The sequence below is a fragment of the Mesorhizobium sp. M6A.T.Cr.TU.016.01.1.1 genome, from assembly GCF_003952585.1.
Classification (GTDB): Bacteria; Pseudomonadota; Alphaproteobacteria; order Rhizobiales; family Rhizobiaceae; genus Mesorhizobium; species Mesorhizobium mediterraneum.
In genome coordinates this window covers 2,894,033-2,909,146 of the sequence record NZ_CP034452.1, presented here as the reverse complement: position 1 = coordinate 2,909,146, position 15,114 = coordinate 2,894,033, and the positions used below count along the sequence as shown (strand labels likewise).

At 63.3% G+C, this 15,114-nt stretch carries 16 protein-coding genes and 1 pseudogene; 8 read left to right on the top strand and 9 right to left on the bottom strand.

Annotation, left to right across the window (positions count from 1 at the left end; genetic code table 11):
• Positions 1 to 20 precede the first annotated feature (20 nt).
• From ftsE to EJ075_RS14020, 3 genes are all read left to right on the top strand, one after another.
• Positions 21 to 680, top strand: a complete 660-nt coding sequence (gene ftsE, locus EJ075_RS14030; RefSeq protein ID WP_010911739.1) for a cell division ATP-binding protein FtsE — start codon at positions 21 to 23, stop codon at positions 678 to 680.
• Complete coding sequence (locus EJ075_RS14025; protein WP_126104739.1) at positions 673 to 1,662, top strand: ABC transporter permease; 990 nt, start codon at positions 673 to 675, stop codon at positions 1,660 to 1,662. The genes ftsE and EJ075_RS14025 overlap by 8 nt, the downstream gene beginning before the upstream one ends.
• Before the next feature lie 77 nt (positions 1,663 to 1,739).
• A complete protein-coding gene (locus EJ075_RS14020; protein WP_095485962.1) occupies positions 1,740 to 2,462 on the top strand; it encodes a YdcF family protein in 723 nt (240 codons plus the stop codon).
• A 14-nt stretch (positions 2,463 to 2,476) separates the two neighbouring features.
• Here EJ075_RS14020 and EJ075_RS14015 read toward each other — a convergent pair whose 3' ends face one another.
• The 3 genes from EJ075_RS14015 to EJ075_RS14005 form a co-directional block, all read right to left on the bottom strand.
• Positions 2,477 to 3,103, bottom strand: a complete 627-nt coding sequence (locus tag EJ075_RS14015; RefSeq protein ID WP_126104738.1) for a pyridoxamine 5'-phosphate oxidase family protein — start codon at positions 3,101 to 3,103, stop codon at positions 2,477 to 2,479.
• 13 nt (positions 3,104 to 3,116) lie between these two features.
• Positions 3,117 to 3,587 (bottom strand): DUF1348 family protein, encoded by a 471-nt coding sequence (locus EJ075_RS14010; RefSeq protein ID WP_126104737.1) that lies wholly within the window; start codon positions 3,585 to 3,587, stop codon positions 3,117 to 3,119.
• A gap of 117 nt (positions 3,588 to 3,704) precedes the next feature.
• A complete protein-coding gene (locus EJ075_RS14005; RefSeq protein ID WP_095486032.1) occupies positions 3,705 to 4,256 on the bottom strand; it encodes a carboxymuconolactone decarboxylase family protein in 552 nt (183 codons plus the stop codon).
• Between the two features lie 106 nt (positions 4,257 to 4,362).
• Here EJ075_RS14005 and EJ075_RS14000 point away from each other — a divergent pair, with 106 nt between their 5' ends.
• Entirely contained in the window at positions 4,363 to 5,274 is a 912-nt protein-coding gene (locus tag EJ075_RS14000) for a LysR family transcriptional regulator (RefSeq protein WP_126104736.1), read from the top strand.
• 81 nt (positions 5,275 to 5,355) lie between these two features.
• Positions 5,356 to 6,162, top strand: coding sequence for a 1-acyl-sn-glycerol-3-phosphate acyltransferase (locus tag EJ075_RS13995; protein ID WP_126104735.1), 807 nt, complete (start codon positions 5,356 to 5,358; stop codon positions 6,160 to 6,162).
• 11 nt (positions 6,163 to 6,173) lie between these two features.
• On the opposite strand, the gene EJ075_RS13990 is transcribed toward EJ075_RS13995, so the two are convergent.
• From EJ075_RS13990 to EJ075_RS13980, 3 genes are all read right to left on the bottom strand, one after another.
• A complete protein-coding gene (locus tag EJ075_RS13990) occupies positions 6,174 to 6,791 on the bottom strand; it encodes a LysE family translocator (protein WP_126104734.1) in 618 nt (205 codons plus the stop codon).
• 145 nt (positions 6,792 to 6,936) lie between these two features.
• Entirely contained in the window at positions 6,937 to 7,884 is a 948-nt protein-coding gene (locus EJ075_RS13985) for an aldo/keto reductase (RefSeq protein ID WP_126104733.1), read from the bottom strand.
• Positions 7,885 to 8,036: 152 nt separating this feature from the next.
• Positions 8,037 to 9,005, bottom strand: a complete 969-nt coding sequence (locus EJ075_RS13980; RefSeq protein WP_126104732.1) for a helix-turn-helix domain-containing protein — start codon at positions 9,003 to 9,005, stop codon at positions 8,037 to 8,039.
• Between the two features lie 169 nt (positions 9,006 to 9,174).
• Between EJ075_RS13980 and EJ075_RS13975 the strand changes: the two genes are divergently transcribed.
• On the top strand, positions 9,175 to 10,155 hold the full coding sequence (locus EJ075_RS13975; protein WP_126104731.1) for a zinc-binding dehydrogenase: 981 nt from the start codon (positions 9,175 to 9,177) through the stop codon (positions 10,153 to 10,155).
• Positions 10,156 to 10,237: 82 nt separating this feature from the next.
• On the opposite strand, the gene EJ075_RS13970 is transcribed toward EJ075_RS13975, so the two are convergent.
• Positions 10,238 to 10,786, bottom strand: a complete 549-nt coding sequence (locus tag EJ075_RS13970) for a gamma-glutamylcyclotransferase (RefSeq protein ID WP_126104730.1) — start codon at positions 10,784 to 10,786, stop codon at positions 10,238 to 10,240.
• Between the two features lie 120 nt (positions 10,787 to 10,906).
• On the opposite strand from EJ075_RS13970, the gene EJ075_RS13965 reads away from it, so the two are divergent.
• Both EJ075_RS13965 and EJ075_RS13960 read left to right on the top strand, forming a co-directional pair.
• Entirely contained in the window at positions 10,907 to 11,905 is a 999-nt protein-coding gene (locus EJ075_RS13965; RefSeq protein ID WP_126104729.1) for a DUF2125 domain-containing protein, read from the top strand.
• Between the two features lie 56 nt (positions 11,906 to 11,961).
• Positions 11,962 to 12,887: pseudogene (locus tag EJ075_RS13960) on the top strand (sugar kinase).
• 21 nt (positions 12,888 to 12,908) lie between these two features.
• Here the strand turns inward: EJ075_RS13960 and EJ075_RS13955 are convergent.
• On the bottom strand, positions 12,909 to 13,844 hold the full coding sequence (locus tag EJ075_RS13955; RefSeq protein WP_185928137.1) for a prephenate/arogenate dehydrogenase family protein: 936 nt from the start codon (positions 13,842 to 13,844) through the stop codon (positions 12,909 to 12,911).
• A gap of 21 nt (positions 13,845 to 13,865) precedes the next feature.
• The gene (hisC, locus tag EJ075_RS13950) at positions 13,866 to 14,975 is read right to left on the bottom strand and encodes a histidinol-phosphate transaminase (protein ID WP_126104727.1); all 1,110 of its coding nucleotides are present in this window, start codon (positions 14,973 to 14,975) and stop codon (positions 13,866 to 13,868) included.
• Between the last annotated feature and the right edge of the window lie 139 nt (positions 14,976 to 15,114).

Genomic DNA, 15,114 nt, shown 5'->3' with positions numbered 1-15,114 from the left:
CAAGTTTCAGGTCGTCGAACGTGATCCGCTTCGAAAATGTCGGCCTCCGTTATGGCATGGGTCCGGAAATCCTCCGCGACATTTCCTTGCACATACCGGAGCGCTCCTTCCAGTTCCTGAGCGGCCCTTCGGGCGCCGGCAAGACGACACTGCTGCGGCTTTTGTTCATGTCGCTCAAGCCGACGCGCGGGCTGATCACCATCTTCGGCAAGGACCGCTCGCGCATCTCGCGCACGGAGCTGCCGCATCTGCGGCGGCGCATCGGCGTGGTGTTCCAGGACTTTCGCCTGCTCGACCACATGACGACCTATGAGAATGTGGCCTTGCCGTTGCGGGTACGCGGGCGCGAGGAAGCGAGCTATCGCACCGACGTGACCGAGCTCTTGAAATGGGTCGGCCTTGGCGAGCGCATGCATGTGCTGCCGCCGGTGCTGTCGGGCGGCGAGAAGCAGCGCGCCGCAATCGCCAGGGCGCTGATCGAGCAGCCCGAGATCCTGCTTGCCGACGAGCCGACCGGCAATGTCGACCCGCCGCTGGCGCGGCGCCTGTTGCGGCTGTTCATCGAACTCAACCGGCTGGGCACCGCAGTGGTGATTGCAACCCACGACCTCGGCCTGATGGAACAGGTCGATGCACGGCGCATGATCCTGGCCGGCGGAAGGCTGGATATCTATGACTAACCTTTCCGTTGAACACGCCGAAGACCAACACGCCGAGAGGGCGGGGACGACGCAGCGCGTTCAGCGCAAGATGGCGCCGATCGTGCCGGCACAGAACATCGCCGGCCGGGCGCTGGTCCTGGTCATCGCCATCATGACGTTCCTCTCCTGTCTGACCTTCGGCGCGGTGACGCTGGTGCGTGATACCGCCTCGGTCTGGGAGAACCAGATCTCACGCGAGGCGACGATCCAGATCAAGCCGATAGACGGCCTCGACATGGAGGCAGCGCTTGCCCAGGCCTCGCAGATCGCCGGCGAATTTCCTGGCGTCAAGAGCGCCAGGATCGTCGACCGCGACGCCACGGCGCGGCTACTGGAGCCATGGCTCGGCTCGGGTCTCAATATCGACGACTTGCCGGTGCCGCGTCTGATCATCGTCACCATAGACGAGAGCAACCCGCCCGATTTCGCCGCAATGCGCGCCGCGATCACGCCGAAACTGCCTAGTGCCTCGCTTGACGACCATCGCACCTGGGTCGACCGGCTGGTGGCCATGGCCCGCACCACGGTGACCATCGGCATCGCCGTGCTGGCGCTGATGCTGTCGGCAACCGTGCTGACCGTGGTGTTTGCGACGCGCGGCGCAATGGCCGGCAACGGCCACATCATCGAGGTGCTGCATTTCGTCGGCGCCGAAGCGCGCTTCATCGCGCGCGAATTCCGCCACCACTTTCTTGTTACCGGCATGAAGGGCGCAGCCGCCGGGGGTGCGGCGGCGGTGCTCGTCTTCATCGTCTTCTCATGGTGGTCGTCGCGCAACATGGCAACACCGCAGGCCGATCAGGCAACCGCACTGTTCGGCAATTTCGCCATCGGTTCGGCAGGTTATCTCGGCGTCGTCCTCATGGTGCTGGTTATCGGTGCGCTGACGGCGGCAACCTCCCATGTCACCGTCGTCACCTATCTCAGCGACATCGATGTCCGCCAACCCGACGCGGGGTGATCACGGATAGAGAATTAGCGTAACGTAATGTGTGCTTTTTCACCTACTAAACGCCGCATTTCAGGGTTAACGATAAGATGATGGACGCGCGCGACTCGAGCGGAATGGCTGGACAGTTGCCCTTGGTGATTACGCGTTCCCGTGAGCGCGCCAAGCCCAGCCGATTGGCGGGCGCGTTTCGCATCTCCGCTTTCTTTCTGCTCGTGCTGGCAACGCTGTTTGCCGGCGGCTTCGGCTGGTTCGCCAACACTGTCAGCCGTCTCGCGACGCCTACCAATCCGGCAAAAGCCGATGCCATCATCGTGCTGACCGGCGGCCATTCGCGTCTCGACGCCGCCATGGGTCTGCTTGCGTCCGGCAAGGGCGAGCGGCTGCTGATCAGCGGCGTGCATCCTTCCGCCAGCCGCCGCCAGCTTCAGGTCGCGACCCGTGGCGACAAGAAACTGTTTTCCTGCTGCGTCGACATCGACCGCGCCGCGCTCGACACGATCGGCAATGCCGAGGAAAGCGCCAAATGGGTTGAGGACCACGCCTATGGCACCGTGATCCTCGTCACCAACAACTATCACATGCCGCGCAGCCTGCTGGAAATGGGCCGGCTGCTGCACAAGGCCAAGCTCGAACCCTATCCGGTGGTCAACAGCAATCTTGGCAATGGCGGCTGGCTGACCAAGCCCAGGGCGCTGCGCGTGCTGTTCACCGAATACAACAAATATCTGCTGGCGCTGGCGCGGGGCATCGTGCCGGTGAAGCCAACGCCAACCGGCATCGCGCTGGCCGAGGCTGCTGAGCCGATCTGAAACCGGCAGCGGTATCATTCCTTGGCGCTAGAGGCTCCGCGCAGGCGCGCGATCTCCTGTTCGAGACGTTCGATACGATTGTCCCGTTCGGCCAGCGCCGCCGCCACATCGGCCGCTTCGAAACGCTGTGGGATGTGCTGCGGGCAATTGGAATCCCAGGCCGAAACCGTGAACAGTATGATTTGCTCGGGGCGCGCCTTGTAGTCTTCCGGCATCAGCTTCGCCATCAGGTCGGCGTCGTCCTCGACGACGCGCGCACTGCCCCAGATCTTGATGCGCTGCCGGTGGGCATAGTCGATCAGGAACAGAAAAGCGCGGGGGTTGTCGTCCAGATTGCCCTGGGTGATGAATTGCCTGTTGCCGGAGAAATCCGTGAACCCGATCGTCCGCTCGTCGAGCACCTTGAGGAAGCCGGCCGGCCCGCCGCGATGCTGGATGTAGGGCTGGCCGTCACCATTGGCCGTCGACAGGAAGATGCTGGTCTGCGCCTCGATAAAGGCGGCGAGATCGGGCGTGATATCAGCTTGCCAGCCGCCGCGCTCCTCGACGCGGGCATAGGCATCACGTGAGCCTTTGCGGGCCTGGATCGCCTTGACGGTTGGCGTAAAGGCGACATCGCTGGTGAAGACGTGAGCATTCATGGAAAAGCCTCCTTCAAAGGCCGAGCTCCGACAGAGAGGGATGATCGTCCGGCCGGCGGCCAAGCGGCCAATGATATTTGCGGTCGGCCTCGTGGATCGGCAGGTCGTTGATGCTGGCGATGCGCAAGCGCATCAATCCATGTTCATCGAACTCCCAGTTCTCATTGCCGTAGCTTCGAAACCACGAGCCGCTGTCGTCGTGCCATTCATAAGCGAAACGCACGGCGATACGATTGTCGCGGAACGCCCAGACCTCCTTGATGAGCCGGTAGTCGCGTTCGCGATCCCATTTGCGTGTGAGGAAGGTCTGGATGGCGTCGCGCCCTTGCAGGAATTCGGCCCGATTGCGCCAGCGGCTGTCGATTGTGTACGCAAGCGCGACCCGTGTCGGATCACGGGAGTTCCACGCATCCTCCGCCATGCGTGCCTTCTGTGCGGCAGTCTCGGCGGTGAATGGCGGGAGCGGCGGGCGGCTTTCAGACATGGGAACTCCTTGTGATGGGGGCTAGAGCGGCGGGCTTTCAAGTCGAACCGTACCGCCGCTCTATCTCTTTTGTTTGAGCATCGGATTTTCCAAAACCGACACACTGGTCGCTGAAATTCAGGCTGCCTTGCGGACAGAAACGACCGGAAAGTCGATCTCCGTCCTGGCAACCTCATTGACATAGTTGGTCCAGACATTGAGAGCGACATGCTGGACGATCTCGATGATCTGCGCATCGTCGTAGCCTGCGAGCCTGACGGCGCTGAGATCCTCGTCACCGATATGGCCGCGGTCGCGCGCAATCTTGGCGGCGAAAAGCACGGCCGCGGCGGCCTTGGGATCGTTGGACCCGCCCGCACGATTGGCGACCATCTCGGCATCGTCAAGCTTGGCGAGGTTCTTGCCGAGATAGGTATGGGCGGAAAGGCAGTAGCTGCAGCCATTGATCTCGGCGACCGCCAGAGCGATGCGCTCGCGCGTCGGCGCGGGCAGGCGGCCCTTGGCAAGCGCTCCGGACAGACCGAGATAGCCTTCAAGCGCAGCCGGGCTATTGGAAACGAGCCTGAAGAGGTTTGGGACGACGCCGAGTTGCTTCTCGACGGCATGCAGCATCGGCCGCGACGCAGCAGGCGCGGCCTCTATGGACGCGGGTGTAGGGATACGGGGCATCGGCATTCCTTCTCGTTGATCAGCTTCGCCGTCAAACATGGCCCCTTCCATGTTTTGGATGTAGCTGGCATATTTGCAATTGATCCTTCCATTTTTCGGGAGAAGTATGGATCGTCTCGAGGCCATGTCGTTTTTCGTCGCCGCGGTGGAGGCCGGCAGCCTTTCGGCCGCCGGACGCCGTTTCGGCATTCCCCTTGCAACGGTCAGCCGCAAGGTCTCCGACCTGGAGCGGCATCTGAAGACGCGTCTCCTGAACCGCTCGACGCGGCAACTGACGCTGACCGACGCCGGTCACGCCTACCTCGCTGCCTGCCGTCGCATTCTCGACGAGGTCGGCGAGGCCGAGCGGACCGCCGCCGGTGAATACAGCGCCCCGACGGGCGAATTGATCATCACGGCGCCGATCGTCTTTGGCCGCCTGCATGTGCTGCCGGTCGTCACCGGCTTCCTCGCCGTCTACCCCGACGTGGCTATTCGCCTGATGCTCGCCGACCGGATAACCCAGTTGACCGAGGAGCACATCGATCTCGCCGTCCGCATAGGCGAGCTTCCCGACTCGAGCCTGGTGGCCACCCGCATCGGCTCGATCCGGCGCGTTGTTTGCGCGACGCCGGCCTATTTGGCCGAGCACGGCACACCGGAGACCCCGAAAGACCTTGCGTCACACAGCTGCATCACCTTCGAGGGGCTCACCGCTCCCGCCACGTGGACCTTTGCCACCGGCAAGACCGAACTCCCTGTTCCGATCCGCTCACGGCTTCGGGTCAACACCGCGGAAGCGGCGATCGATGCCGCGATTGCCGGCGTCGGCATAACGAGGGTGCTTTCCTATCAGATCACTGCTGCGGTGCGGTCCGGCACACTCCGCACCGTGCTGGAGCCATTCGAGCCGCAGCGATGGCCGGTCAGCCTCGTGCATGCCGGCCAAGGTCTGCTGCCGGTGAAACTGCGTGCGTTCCTCGACTTCGCCGCCCCACGCCTGAAGACGCGGCTCGTGCAGGCGACGTGGCAGGCCTGACGAACGGGGGCCATCGCACCGTTTCCTTTTTCCCGGCGCTTGGTGTAACCAACGCACATTTCCTCACCGGGCACTTCCCACATGCTCCATATCCGCTCGCTGGCGTTCAACCTCGTCTTCTACGTCAATCTGATCGTCCAGATGATCATCTGGACTCCGTACTATTTCCTGTCGCCGCGCCACCGCGCCTGGTTCGTGCCGAAATTCTGGTCGCGCACCAGCATGTGGCTCTACGACAAGATCGCCGGTACCAAGAGCGAGATCACCGGCCAGGAAAACCTGCCCGAGGGTTCCTTCATCCTGGCGCCCAAGCATCAATCCTTCTGGGATGCGATCGCCTTCTTCCCCTTCCTGCAGGATCCGATCTACATCCTGAAACGGGAACTGACCTGGATCCCGTTCTTCGGCTGGTACATCCTGAAAATGCGGATGATCCCGGTCGACCGCGGCAGCCGCTCGAAGGCGTTGAAAGCGGTGGTCGCCGCGACCAAACAGGAGCTGGCGCGCAATCCCCGCCAGCTGATCATCTATCCCGAGGGCACACGCCGGGCGCCGGGCGACGAGCCGGCCTACAAATACGGCATCGTCGAAATCTATGCGCAGCTTGGCATTCCGGTGGTGCCGGTCGCCCATGTCGCCGGCCTCTACTGGCCGCGGCGGAAATTCCTGCGCTATCCCGGCACGATCAAGGCCCGGTTCCTGCCGCCGATCCCGCCGGGGTTGGACAAGCAGGAATTCATGGAACGGCTGATCGGCGAGACGGAAGCCGCCTGCGACCAGCTGCTCGTCGATGCGTCCCGTGCGCCGAACCCGCCGCCCATGCCGCCGACGGCAGTGAAGCGGCTGAGGGAATTGGCCCCGACAACCCGGCTTGAACCGCCCGTCTGACCGGCAAGTCCCTAGGGAATCACAGCCAGCGCCGTGGTCAGAACCAGTGTCGCCGCAAACGTCAGATTGATGATCCGCGAGGCCAGCGGTTTGCGCAGAAAGCGCGCAAACGCGGCACCGGCGAGAAGCCAAATGACATGGATGGCGACGATCATCGAGACGAGGACCGCCAGCCTGAGCCCTGCATCGAGCTCACCGGCGGCCGACGTGCCGGCGAACACGGCGGCAATCGCCACATAGGCTTTCGGGTTGGCGACGGCCAGAAGAAAGCCGCCCAGGAAGGTGGGAAGTGCCGCCCCGCCGGTACGCGCAGCCAGAGGCGGAGCCGTTGCTATCTTGAAGGCGAGGTAGAGGATGTAGGCAGCGGACGCCACCGCCAAAAGCGGTGTGAGCCTCGGCGCAGAGGCAAGCATGGCCGTGATGCCCGTCGCCACGACCAAAAGCACTGCGACCGTGCCAAGGATGATGCCCGAGGCGTAGCGGAGCGAACCGCGCAGACCGAAGGCGGCGCCAACAGCGGTGACGCTTATCGTCGCCGGCCCCGGACTGCCCATCACGACCGTCGATGCCAGCACAAGCGCCAGCAATTGCTGCCATAGTTCCGGATGGGAAAAGACCTGTTCGGCCATCTGTATACCAGTATCCCGACGCGATGCGACCAATCGTATGGCAGGGCAGACCAGGGCGTCTTGAACGATCGTGCGGAGCCATCCGGCGCAGGCCGCGCACGATCCTTGGCTGGCGTTTGAGCCGGCCGCCGCTTCGCGCTAGCTTCTATGCGCTCGCGCTGTCGAGCTCGGCGATATCGTCAGGACTGAGATTCAACGATGCGGCGCGGACGAGGCTGTCGACCTGGTCCAGCGTCGTGGCGCTGGCGATCGGCGCCGTGACGCCGGGCCGCGCGATCACCCAGGCGAGCGCCACGTCCGCCTGCTTGGCCGCGTGACGCGCCGACACCGCGTCGAGTGCCGCCAGGATGCGCATGCCGCGTGCGTTGAGGTAGGACTTCACGTCGTCGCCACGCGCGCTTTTGCCGAGATCGGCTTCGCTGCGGTACTTGCCGCTCAAAAACCCCTTGGCGAGGCTGAAATAGGTGATGACGCCGATATCCTCGGCCATGCACAAATCGCGGAGCGGCCCATCGAAGGCGGCGCGGTCATAGAGATTGTACTCCGGCTGCAGCACCGCGTAGCGCGGCAGGCCCCGCAGGCTTGCCACGTCGAGCGCGGCGCGCAACTGGCCGGCGTCGAGATTGGAGGCACCGACGTGGCGGATCTTGCCTTTTTCGAGCAGCTTTTCGTAGGCGCCGAGCGTTTCCTCGTAGGGGGTGGTCGGGTCCGGCCAGTGCGACAGATAGAGATCGACGACATCGGTCTGCAGCCGCTTCAGCGACGCGTCGATGGACTTTTCTATATAGGCGGCGGAGAGATCTTTCCTGCCCTGCCCCATATCCGACCCGACCTTGGTGATCACCACGACCCTGTCACGATTGCCGCGGCTCTTCATCCATTTGCCGATAATCGTTTCGGATTCGCCGCCCTTGTTGCCGGGAACCCAGCGCGAATAGGAATCGGCGGTGTCGATGGCGTTGAGGCCGGCGCCGACGAAGCGGTCGAGCAGGTCGAAAGAGGTTTTCTCGTCGGCGGTCCAGCCGAAGACGTTGCCACCCAGAACCAGCGGCGCGATGGACAGGTCGGTTTGACCGAGACGACGTTTCTGCAAGACTGATCTCCGTGGGGAATGGAAAGAATGGGGGCGAGAAGCCCTCGCTTAACCTATGTCGCGGCGTGGCAACGTCAAAGGCCTGGCCAACTTTTCCGACCAGCCAGCCTTCACAAAGGCGCGACCGCCGCGCTCGACGTTCCAGCCGATGTCTACTGGCTTTGGCGCCGGTATTCACCAGGCGGCAACCCGACCACGCGGTTGAAAAGCCGGCTGAATGACGCCGTATCCCGGTATCCGACCTGGTAACATATTTCGGCAATGCCGAGCTTGGTGCTTTCAAGAAGTGTTTTCGCGGCCTCAAGGCGCCGGTCCTGAATCCATCGGCCGGGAGTGGTGTGCAATTCATCGAAAAACCGGCGCGCCAGCGTTCGCGGCGACAGACCGAGTTGCGCACCAAGGAACGCAAGGTCGAGCGCTCCGAGCTGTTTTCTGGACAAGGCTTCGAGCCGGTCGCGGAACGCCTCTTGCGTAGGCGGCAGATCGGCGAGCGGGAACTCGTAAGGTGTCTGGATCTGCCGCGACGGTGGCAGCACCAGCAATTTGCGAACCAGGCGCTCCTCCCTGGCGAAGCCAAGATCGCGCAGAATCGCCTTGCCGAGCTCCAGGCCTGAAAAGCCGCCGCCGCAAGTGTAGATCCGTCCGTCCCCGATCAGCACACGTGAAGCGTCCCACCGCACTTTTGGAAAGCGGCGCTGGGCATCCGTCTTCAGCCACCAGGAGATCGTCGCGCGCTTTCGGTCGAGAAGACCGGCGTCTGCCAGGAAGTAACCGGCCCCGCAATGCGCGGCGATGATGGCGCCGTCGCGCTGCGCGCTTGCGATAAGCGGTGCGGCGTGGCGGCTCTCTTCCTCCAGCGCGGCAACAAGCTCCGGGATTTGCATGCCGGGCATGGCCAGCAGGATCAGCAGGTCCATGCGCTGCGAGGGTTTGCGTCTGGTGTGAAAGGAGATCCCAGGCGTCGTCGTGGCGTCAGCCTGCCGCGCCACGAATTCGAAGGAAATCGCCGGCGCGCCGCGAATGGTGTTCACCAGCTCGAACATTTCGACAAGTGTCGCGGCGACGGCCGAATAGAAGGTCGACGGCAGCCAGATCACGGCATGGAGGGGGCGGTTGTCCAAGATGCCTCCTTTGAACAGCTATGGCAAGTTTAGCATATAGATTGTCAAATCTGCCAATTCCGATTTTTGCCAGCCACCTTAGGTTCCGCGACACCGATGCAAACACCGGTGCTGCAATCTGGTGACGTCCAGGCTGCTTGCCCCAGATCGCCCGTTACTGGAGACCAACATGAAAGCAATTGTATTCGACGCAATCGGCTCGCCGCGGGACGTGCTCTATCTCGGCGACGTGCCCATGCCGCGAATTGGCGACGGCGAGGTGCTGGTCAGGATGGTCTCCGCCTCGGTCAACCCTGGCGACTTCCTGTTCATCCAGAACCTCTACCCCGAACCGAAGAAGCCGCATTTCCCCCGGCAGGTGGCCGGAAACCATGGCGCCGGCGTTGTCGAGGCCGTTGGCGCGAACGTCGCTTTGAAACCGGGCACGCTTGTCGCGTTCAGCTACTACGACAGCTGGGCCGAATATGCGGCCGTTCCGGCCGAATGGCTGATCCCGCTGCCCGCCGACTATCCGCTCGAACGCGCCGGGCAGATGGTGAATCCCATCACCGCCTGGGACCTCTTGGCGGACTCCCGCGTGCAGCCTGGACAGTGGCTGGCCGTCACGGCCGGCTATTCATCGGTTTCGACGATGGTGATGCAGTTTGCCCAACGGCGCGGCATCAAGGTGATCGCGCTCGTGCGACGCTCTCACGACAGGCTGGACCTGAAGCGGCTTGGTGCTACGGCCATCCTCGATCTGTCTGGTTTGAAGGTCGGTATCAGGGAAGCAGTCATGGAAATGACCGATGGCGCCGGGCTGAACGGGATCATCGATAATGTCGGCGGACCCGTCAGTGGCGAATTGATCCGCGCCCTCGCGATGGGCGGGCAGATGGTCATCAATGGCGGCATGAGCGCCGAGCGTTTCGAACTGCACAATTTCGACGTGCTGCTGAGCGGCGTCGAGATCAGGGCAAATATCTACCGCTACTTCTTTTCGCCGCCTGTCGAAGCCGACCGGCCAGTATTGCACGAGATTGTCGATACCTTCGGCCAACCCGATTTCCATGTCCCTGTCGGCGGCATCCATCCGCTGTCGGAGTTCAAGCTCGCCGTGACAAACAGCCTGGACCGCACCGATCTCGGAAAACAGATTTTCAGGATGTAGCCCGGACCATCACCCGAACCGAAGGTCAGCGAAAAAGTGGGAACCGGTTTTCGGAAAAGATCATGGTCAACAGCGAAAGCGATCACGACCCGATCCGTTTCGCCACCTCTTCCAGCCAGTGGTCGCGGATCCCCAGCGCCTCGAGGTGCTCCAGCGTGCTGAGCACATAATCCTCGTTCTTTCCCGACTGTCCGACGGCGCCGGAAACGACGGTCGCCGCATCAGCCGCATCGAGCGCGCCGGCATATTGCTCGTGGGCACGGTCGACGACATAGGCGACCGCCGAGACCGTCTCGCCGCCGTTCGTATCGCCCCCGTTCATACCGCCACCGTCGAGCCGAATGCTAAGTGTGCGCTCGAGATAGACATTGGTGACCAGCTCGCGCTCGCGCAGATAGCTGATGACCTCGTTGCGCAGATCGCCGGGGACGCGGAAAGCCAGCCCGATGCAGGAGCCGCCACGGTCGAGGCCGAGCACCAGGCCGGGCCGTTCGCGTGTGCCGCGATGCACGAAGGAGTAGACGCACAGCGACCGGCGATAGCCGTGAAGGCGGGCGCGCCGCGTCTCGACATGCGCAAATCCCGGCCGCCAGATCAGCGAGCCGTAGCCAAAAACCCAAAAATCGCCCATATCGCCAAGCCTGGTTGCAGCACCGCACTGGAATCGGTGTTTTTAAAATCCGTCTCCGTCTACCCGATGTTGCCGGAAACGACAGTCCCCTCTGCAACACGCGTTAACGAGAGCCGCAGCATGACGTCAAGTGACGAGCGCCCGCCGAATTTTCGCCGCCGCCTCTTCTGGCTTGGCGCTTTCATCGTCGTGCTGTTCGGCCTCTACAGCGCCGGCTGGTTCTACCTGGCAGACAAGGTCAAGAGCGAAGCCGCCAAAGCAGTCACCGAGCTCAACGGCAATGGCATCGAGGCGGACTGCGCCAATCTCACGGTTAGCGGCTATCCCTCGAGCTTCGCCATTTCCTGCGACAGTCTGGCTTATCAGGACGACACCAGGAACGTCGCAGCCTCGCTCGGCAGTCTCAACGCGGTTACGCACATCACCCAAATCCTGTCGCCTGGCGCCGACTTGCGCGGACCGCTCAGGACCTCAGCCCCGGGGATGACGCCGCTGTGGATCGACTGGGATAATCTGCGAGCGAACCTGAAATTGTCCTGGCCGCTGCCCCGGGGCGTTTCACTGGAGGCAGAGGGCCTGTCCGGCCAGACCGATCCGGCGGATGGCACAGATCCGGTCGAGCTGTTCAGCGCCGGGACGGCGGCCGGACAATTGCGTCCGAACGGTCAGGACATCGACTATGCCGGGAGTTTTACCGATCTCGAAATCGATCCAGGGGCGATCGATGGCCGCGTGTTGCCGCCGCTCGACGGCAGCGGCGACGTGACGCTGAAGAACGGCGTGGCGCTGATCAAGACGCAGCCAAGGAGCTTGCGCGGCCAGGCGGTCGATATCGGCAAGCTCGATCTATCGTCGGGGACCGCGCGCGTCACCGTCTCCGGACCAGTTTCGGTCGATGCCGATGGGCTGATCGACGCCGACCTGATGATCAAGCTCAGTGACCCGAAGGCCGTGGCGGCCATCCTCGGCAAGGCCATTCCCGAGCAGAAGAGCCAGATCAAAACCGGCTTTGCCGGGCTGGCGCTGCTTGGCAACGAACCGTCGATGCCCCTCAAGATCGTCAAGGGCAAGGCCTCGCTCGGTTTTATCCCGCTGGGCAGGATCAAACCGGTCGATTAGACCCATGATTGCGAATCCTCCAGTTCGGAAAAGATCACGGTCAAACAGGAAGATAAATGAACAGCCCGGTGAAGCTCCTGAGTGTTGGCGCGCTGACGCTCGATACGATCCTTCGCGTCGACACGCTTCCGACACGTCAGGGCAAGTTCATCGCGTCCGACGGCGTCCAGATCGCCTCGGGCATGGCTTCGAGCGCGGCCTGCGCCGCGCGCCGCCTCGGCGCGGACGTATCGCTGTGGGCGAGCGCGGGGGACGACTCCGTCGGCGATCAGCTGGTCGCCGGGATCGAGGCCGAGGGCGTCGATTGCAGCTTTGTCCGGCGCGTCAGCGGCGCGCGGTCGGCACTGTCGGCCATCTTGGTCGACACGCATGGCGAGCGCATCATCGTTCCTTTCTATGACAAGCTCGCCCAGGCCGACCCCGAGGCGCTCCCCACCCAGATCTCACCGCATTCGACGCCGTCCTGGTCGACGTGCGCTGGCCGGGCGCAGCAGCTGTGGCGCTGGCGGCGGCGCGCGCAATCGGCCGTCCGGCCATACTGGACGCCGACACCGCGCCACGGGACGTGCTGGAACGTCTGTTTCCGCTGGCCTCGCACGTCGTCGCGTCGGAGCCGGCAGCGTTCATCCTCTGCGGCGAGGAGCAAGGCCCGCAAAGGGCCTGTGAAGCGCTGGCCAGACGCATCGATGCATTTGTCGCGGTGACGGGCGGCGCTGCGGGAAGCTGGTGGTTCGACCGCTCGGCGGGTTCCGTGCGCCATGTCGCGGCGCCAAGGATCAAGGCAGTGGATACGCTTGCCGCCGGCGACGTATTTCACGGCGCCTTTGCCGTCGGGCTGGCGGAGGCGATGCCGATCGAACGGACATTACGCTTTGCCAGCGCCGCCGCCGCGCTCAAATGCCTGCGCTTCGGCGGCAGGCTGGGCGCGCCGGACAGGGCCGAGACGCTGGCCATGATGGCGGCTCACTGGCCGGCGGACTAACGGCCTGGCGGTCGAGACAGGCTACTGTTTGGCTGGATGCTCGACCGCCTGCCGGCCAAAGTCCGGTACGTCGATGTCCTGGCCGGCCTCGATGATCGAGCGACGGACGGCGCGGGTGCGGGTGAACAGGTCGAACAGCTTTTCGCCGTCACCCCAGCGGATCGCCCGCTGCAGCGAGGCCAGATCTTCCGAGAACCGCGCCAGCATTTCGAGGATGGCATCCTTGTTGTGCAGGCAGACATCCCGCCACATGGTCGGGTCGGAAGCGGCAAGGCGCGTGAAGTCGCGAAAGCCGGAGGCTGAATATTTGATGACCTCGGATTTCGTCACCGACTCCAGGTCGTCGGCAGTGCCGACGATGTTGTAGGCGATGATGTGCGGCAGATGCGAGACGATGGCCAGTGTCATGTCGTGATGCTGGGGATCCATCGTGTCGATGTTGGAGCCGCAGCGGCGCCAGAATTCCGAGAGTCTTTCCAGCGCCTCGGGATCCGTGCCGGGCAACGGCGTGAAGATGCACCAGCGGTTTTCGAACAGTTCGGCAAAGCCGGCGTCCGGGCCCGATTTTTCAGTGCCGGCCAACGGATGGCCGGGGATGAAATGCACGCCATCAGGCACATGCGGTTGCATCTGCGCAATGACCGATGCCTTGGTCGAGCCGACATCGGTGAGGATGGCGCCCTGCTTTAGCGCCGGTGCGATTTCCTCGGCGACCTCGCCCGAAGAGCCGACCGGCACCGAAACGATAACCAGGTCGGCATCGCGGACCGCCTCTTTCGCGTCCATCGTGTAGGAGGAGCCGAGGCCGAGTTCGCTTGCCCGCGCCAGCGTCGTTTCGCTGCGTGTCGAGATGGCGACGTGGCGGGCCAGACCTTCGCGGTGGATGACGCGGGCCAGCGACGAGCCGATCAGGCCGATGCCGACCAGCGCGATCTTTTCGAACATCGGTGATGTCATTGTTTCAGCTTTTCGGGGGTTTCAGCTTTTCAGAAATGTCGTGAGTGCGGCGACAACGCCGCGATTGGCCTCTTCGGTGCCGATGCTCATGCGCAGTGCATTCGGGAAGCCGTAGCCGGAGACGCGCCGCAAAATGTAGCCGCGCGCGGAGAGGTAATCGTCCGCAGCTGCCGCCGAATGTTTTTTGTCCTCGGGAAAATGGATGAGGACGAAATTGCCGACGCTCGGCGTCACCCGTAGCCCGAGCTTGGTCAATTCCTCGCTCACCCATGACAGCCAGGTCTCGTTATGCGCCACGCTGCGCTCGACATGGGCACGATCGCGGATCGCTGCAATGCCGGCCTCGATCGCCGTCGCGTTGACGTTGAAGGGACCCCGCACGCGGTTGATCGCGTCGATGATATGCATCGGCGCGTACATCCAGCCAATCCGCGCGCCGCCGAGGCCGAGCTTTGAGAAGGTGCGGGTCATGACCACGTTTTCCGCGCCAGCCACCAGTTCGACGCCGGCTTCATAGTCGTTGCGGCGGACATATTCGGCATAGGCGCCATCCAGCACCAGAAGCACGTTTCGAGGCAGGCCGGCATGCAGGCGGCGCACCTCCTGGAACGGCAAATAGGTGCCGGTCGGGTTGTTGGGATTGGCGAGGAAGATGATCCTGGTGCGCGGCGTCACCGCAGCGAGGATCGCATCGACGTCGGCGCGCTCATTGGTTTCCTGGACCGACACCGGGACAGCACCTGCCGACTGGATGTAGATCTTGTAGACCATGAAGGCGTGTTCGGTGATGACAGCTTCATCGCCGGGCGCGAGGTAGGTCTGCGCAAGCAGGCCCAGAATCTCATCGGAACCGTTGGAACAGACGATGTTCGCAGGGTTGAGGCCATGCACCTCGGCGATCGCCTCCCGCAGGCGCCTGGCGGTGCCATCGGGATATATGTCGAGTTTGGCCGCGACGTCACGCGCGGCTTCTATCGCCTTCGGCGAGGGGCCGAGCGGGTTCTCGTTCGACGACAATTTATGGACCTTGGCAACGCCGGCCGGCGCCGTGCTTTTGCCCGGCACATAGGCTTCGATGTCAATGATCCCCGCGCGGGGCGTTGGACGTGCCTGATCCGATGCCTGGTTCATATTGCAAAAATCCGTCGAGAACGCTTCCGCCTGGGGAAGCCGCAGCGGAAATACAAGCCGTGGCCTGGAATGTCGAGAGGCGGCTATCATGGGTGAACGACTGGCATGGGTGAGCGACTGGCCGTTGACGCCGGGCCGC

Coding starts and splice junctions, on each gene's coding strand:
- EJ075_RS14025 (WP_126104739.1), top strand. CDS start 673: ATGACTAACCTTTCCGTTGAACACGCCGAAGACCAACACGCCGAGAGG.
- EJ075_RS14020 (WP_095485962.1), top strand. CDS start 1,740: ATGATGGACGCGCGCGACTCGAGCGGAATGGCTGGACAGTTGCCCTTG.
- EJ075_RS14015 (WP_126104738.1), bottom strand. CDS start 3,103: ATGAATGCTCACGTCTTCACCAGCGATGTCGCCTTTACGCCAACCGTC.
- EJ075_RS14010 (WP_126104737.1), bottom strand. CDS start 3,587: ATGTCTGAAAGCCGCCCGCCGCTCCCGCCATTCACCGCCGAGACTGCC.
- EJ075_RS14005 (WP_095486032.1), bottom strand. CDS start 4,256: ATGCCCCGTATCCCTACACCCGCGTCCATAGAGGCCGCGCCTGCTGCG.
- EJ075_RS14000 (WP_126104736.1), top strand. CDS start 4,363: ATGGATCGTCTCGAGGCCATGTCGTTTTTCGTCGCCGCGGTGGAGGCC.
- EJ075_RS13995 (WP_126104735.1), top strand. CDS start 5,356: ATGCTCCATATCCGCTCGCTGGCGTTCAACCTCGTCTTCTACGTCAAT.
- EJ075_RS13990 (WP_126104734.1), bottom strand. CDS start 6,791: ATGGCCGAACAGGTCTTTTCCCATCCGGAACTATGGCAGCAATTGCTG.
- EJ075_RS13975 (WP_126104731.1), top strand. CDS start 9,175: ATGAAAGCAATTGTATTCGACGCAATCGGCTCGCCGCGGGACGTGCTC.
- EJ075_RS13970 (WP_126104730.1), bottom strand. CDS start 10,786: ATGGGCGATTTTTGGGTTTTTGGCTACGGCTCGCTGATCTGGCGGCCG.
- EJ075_RS13965 (WP_126104729.1), top strand. CDS start 10,907: ATGACGTCAAGTGACGAGCGCCCGCCGAATTTTCGCCGCCGCCTCTTC.
- EJ075_RS13955 (WP_185928137.1), bottom strand. CDS start 13,844: ATGACATCACCGATGTTCGAAAAGATCGCGCTGGTCGGCATCGGCCTG.
- hisC (WP_126104727.1), bottom strand. CDS start 14,975: ATGAACCAGGCATCGGATCAGGCACGTCCAACGCCCCGCGCGGGGATC.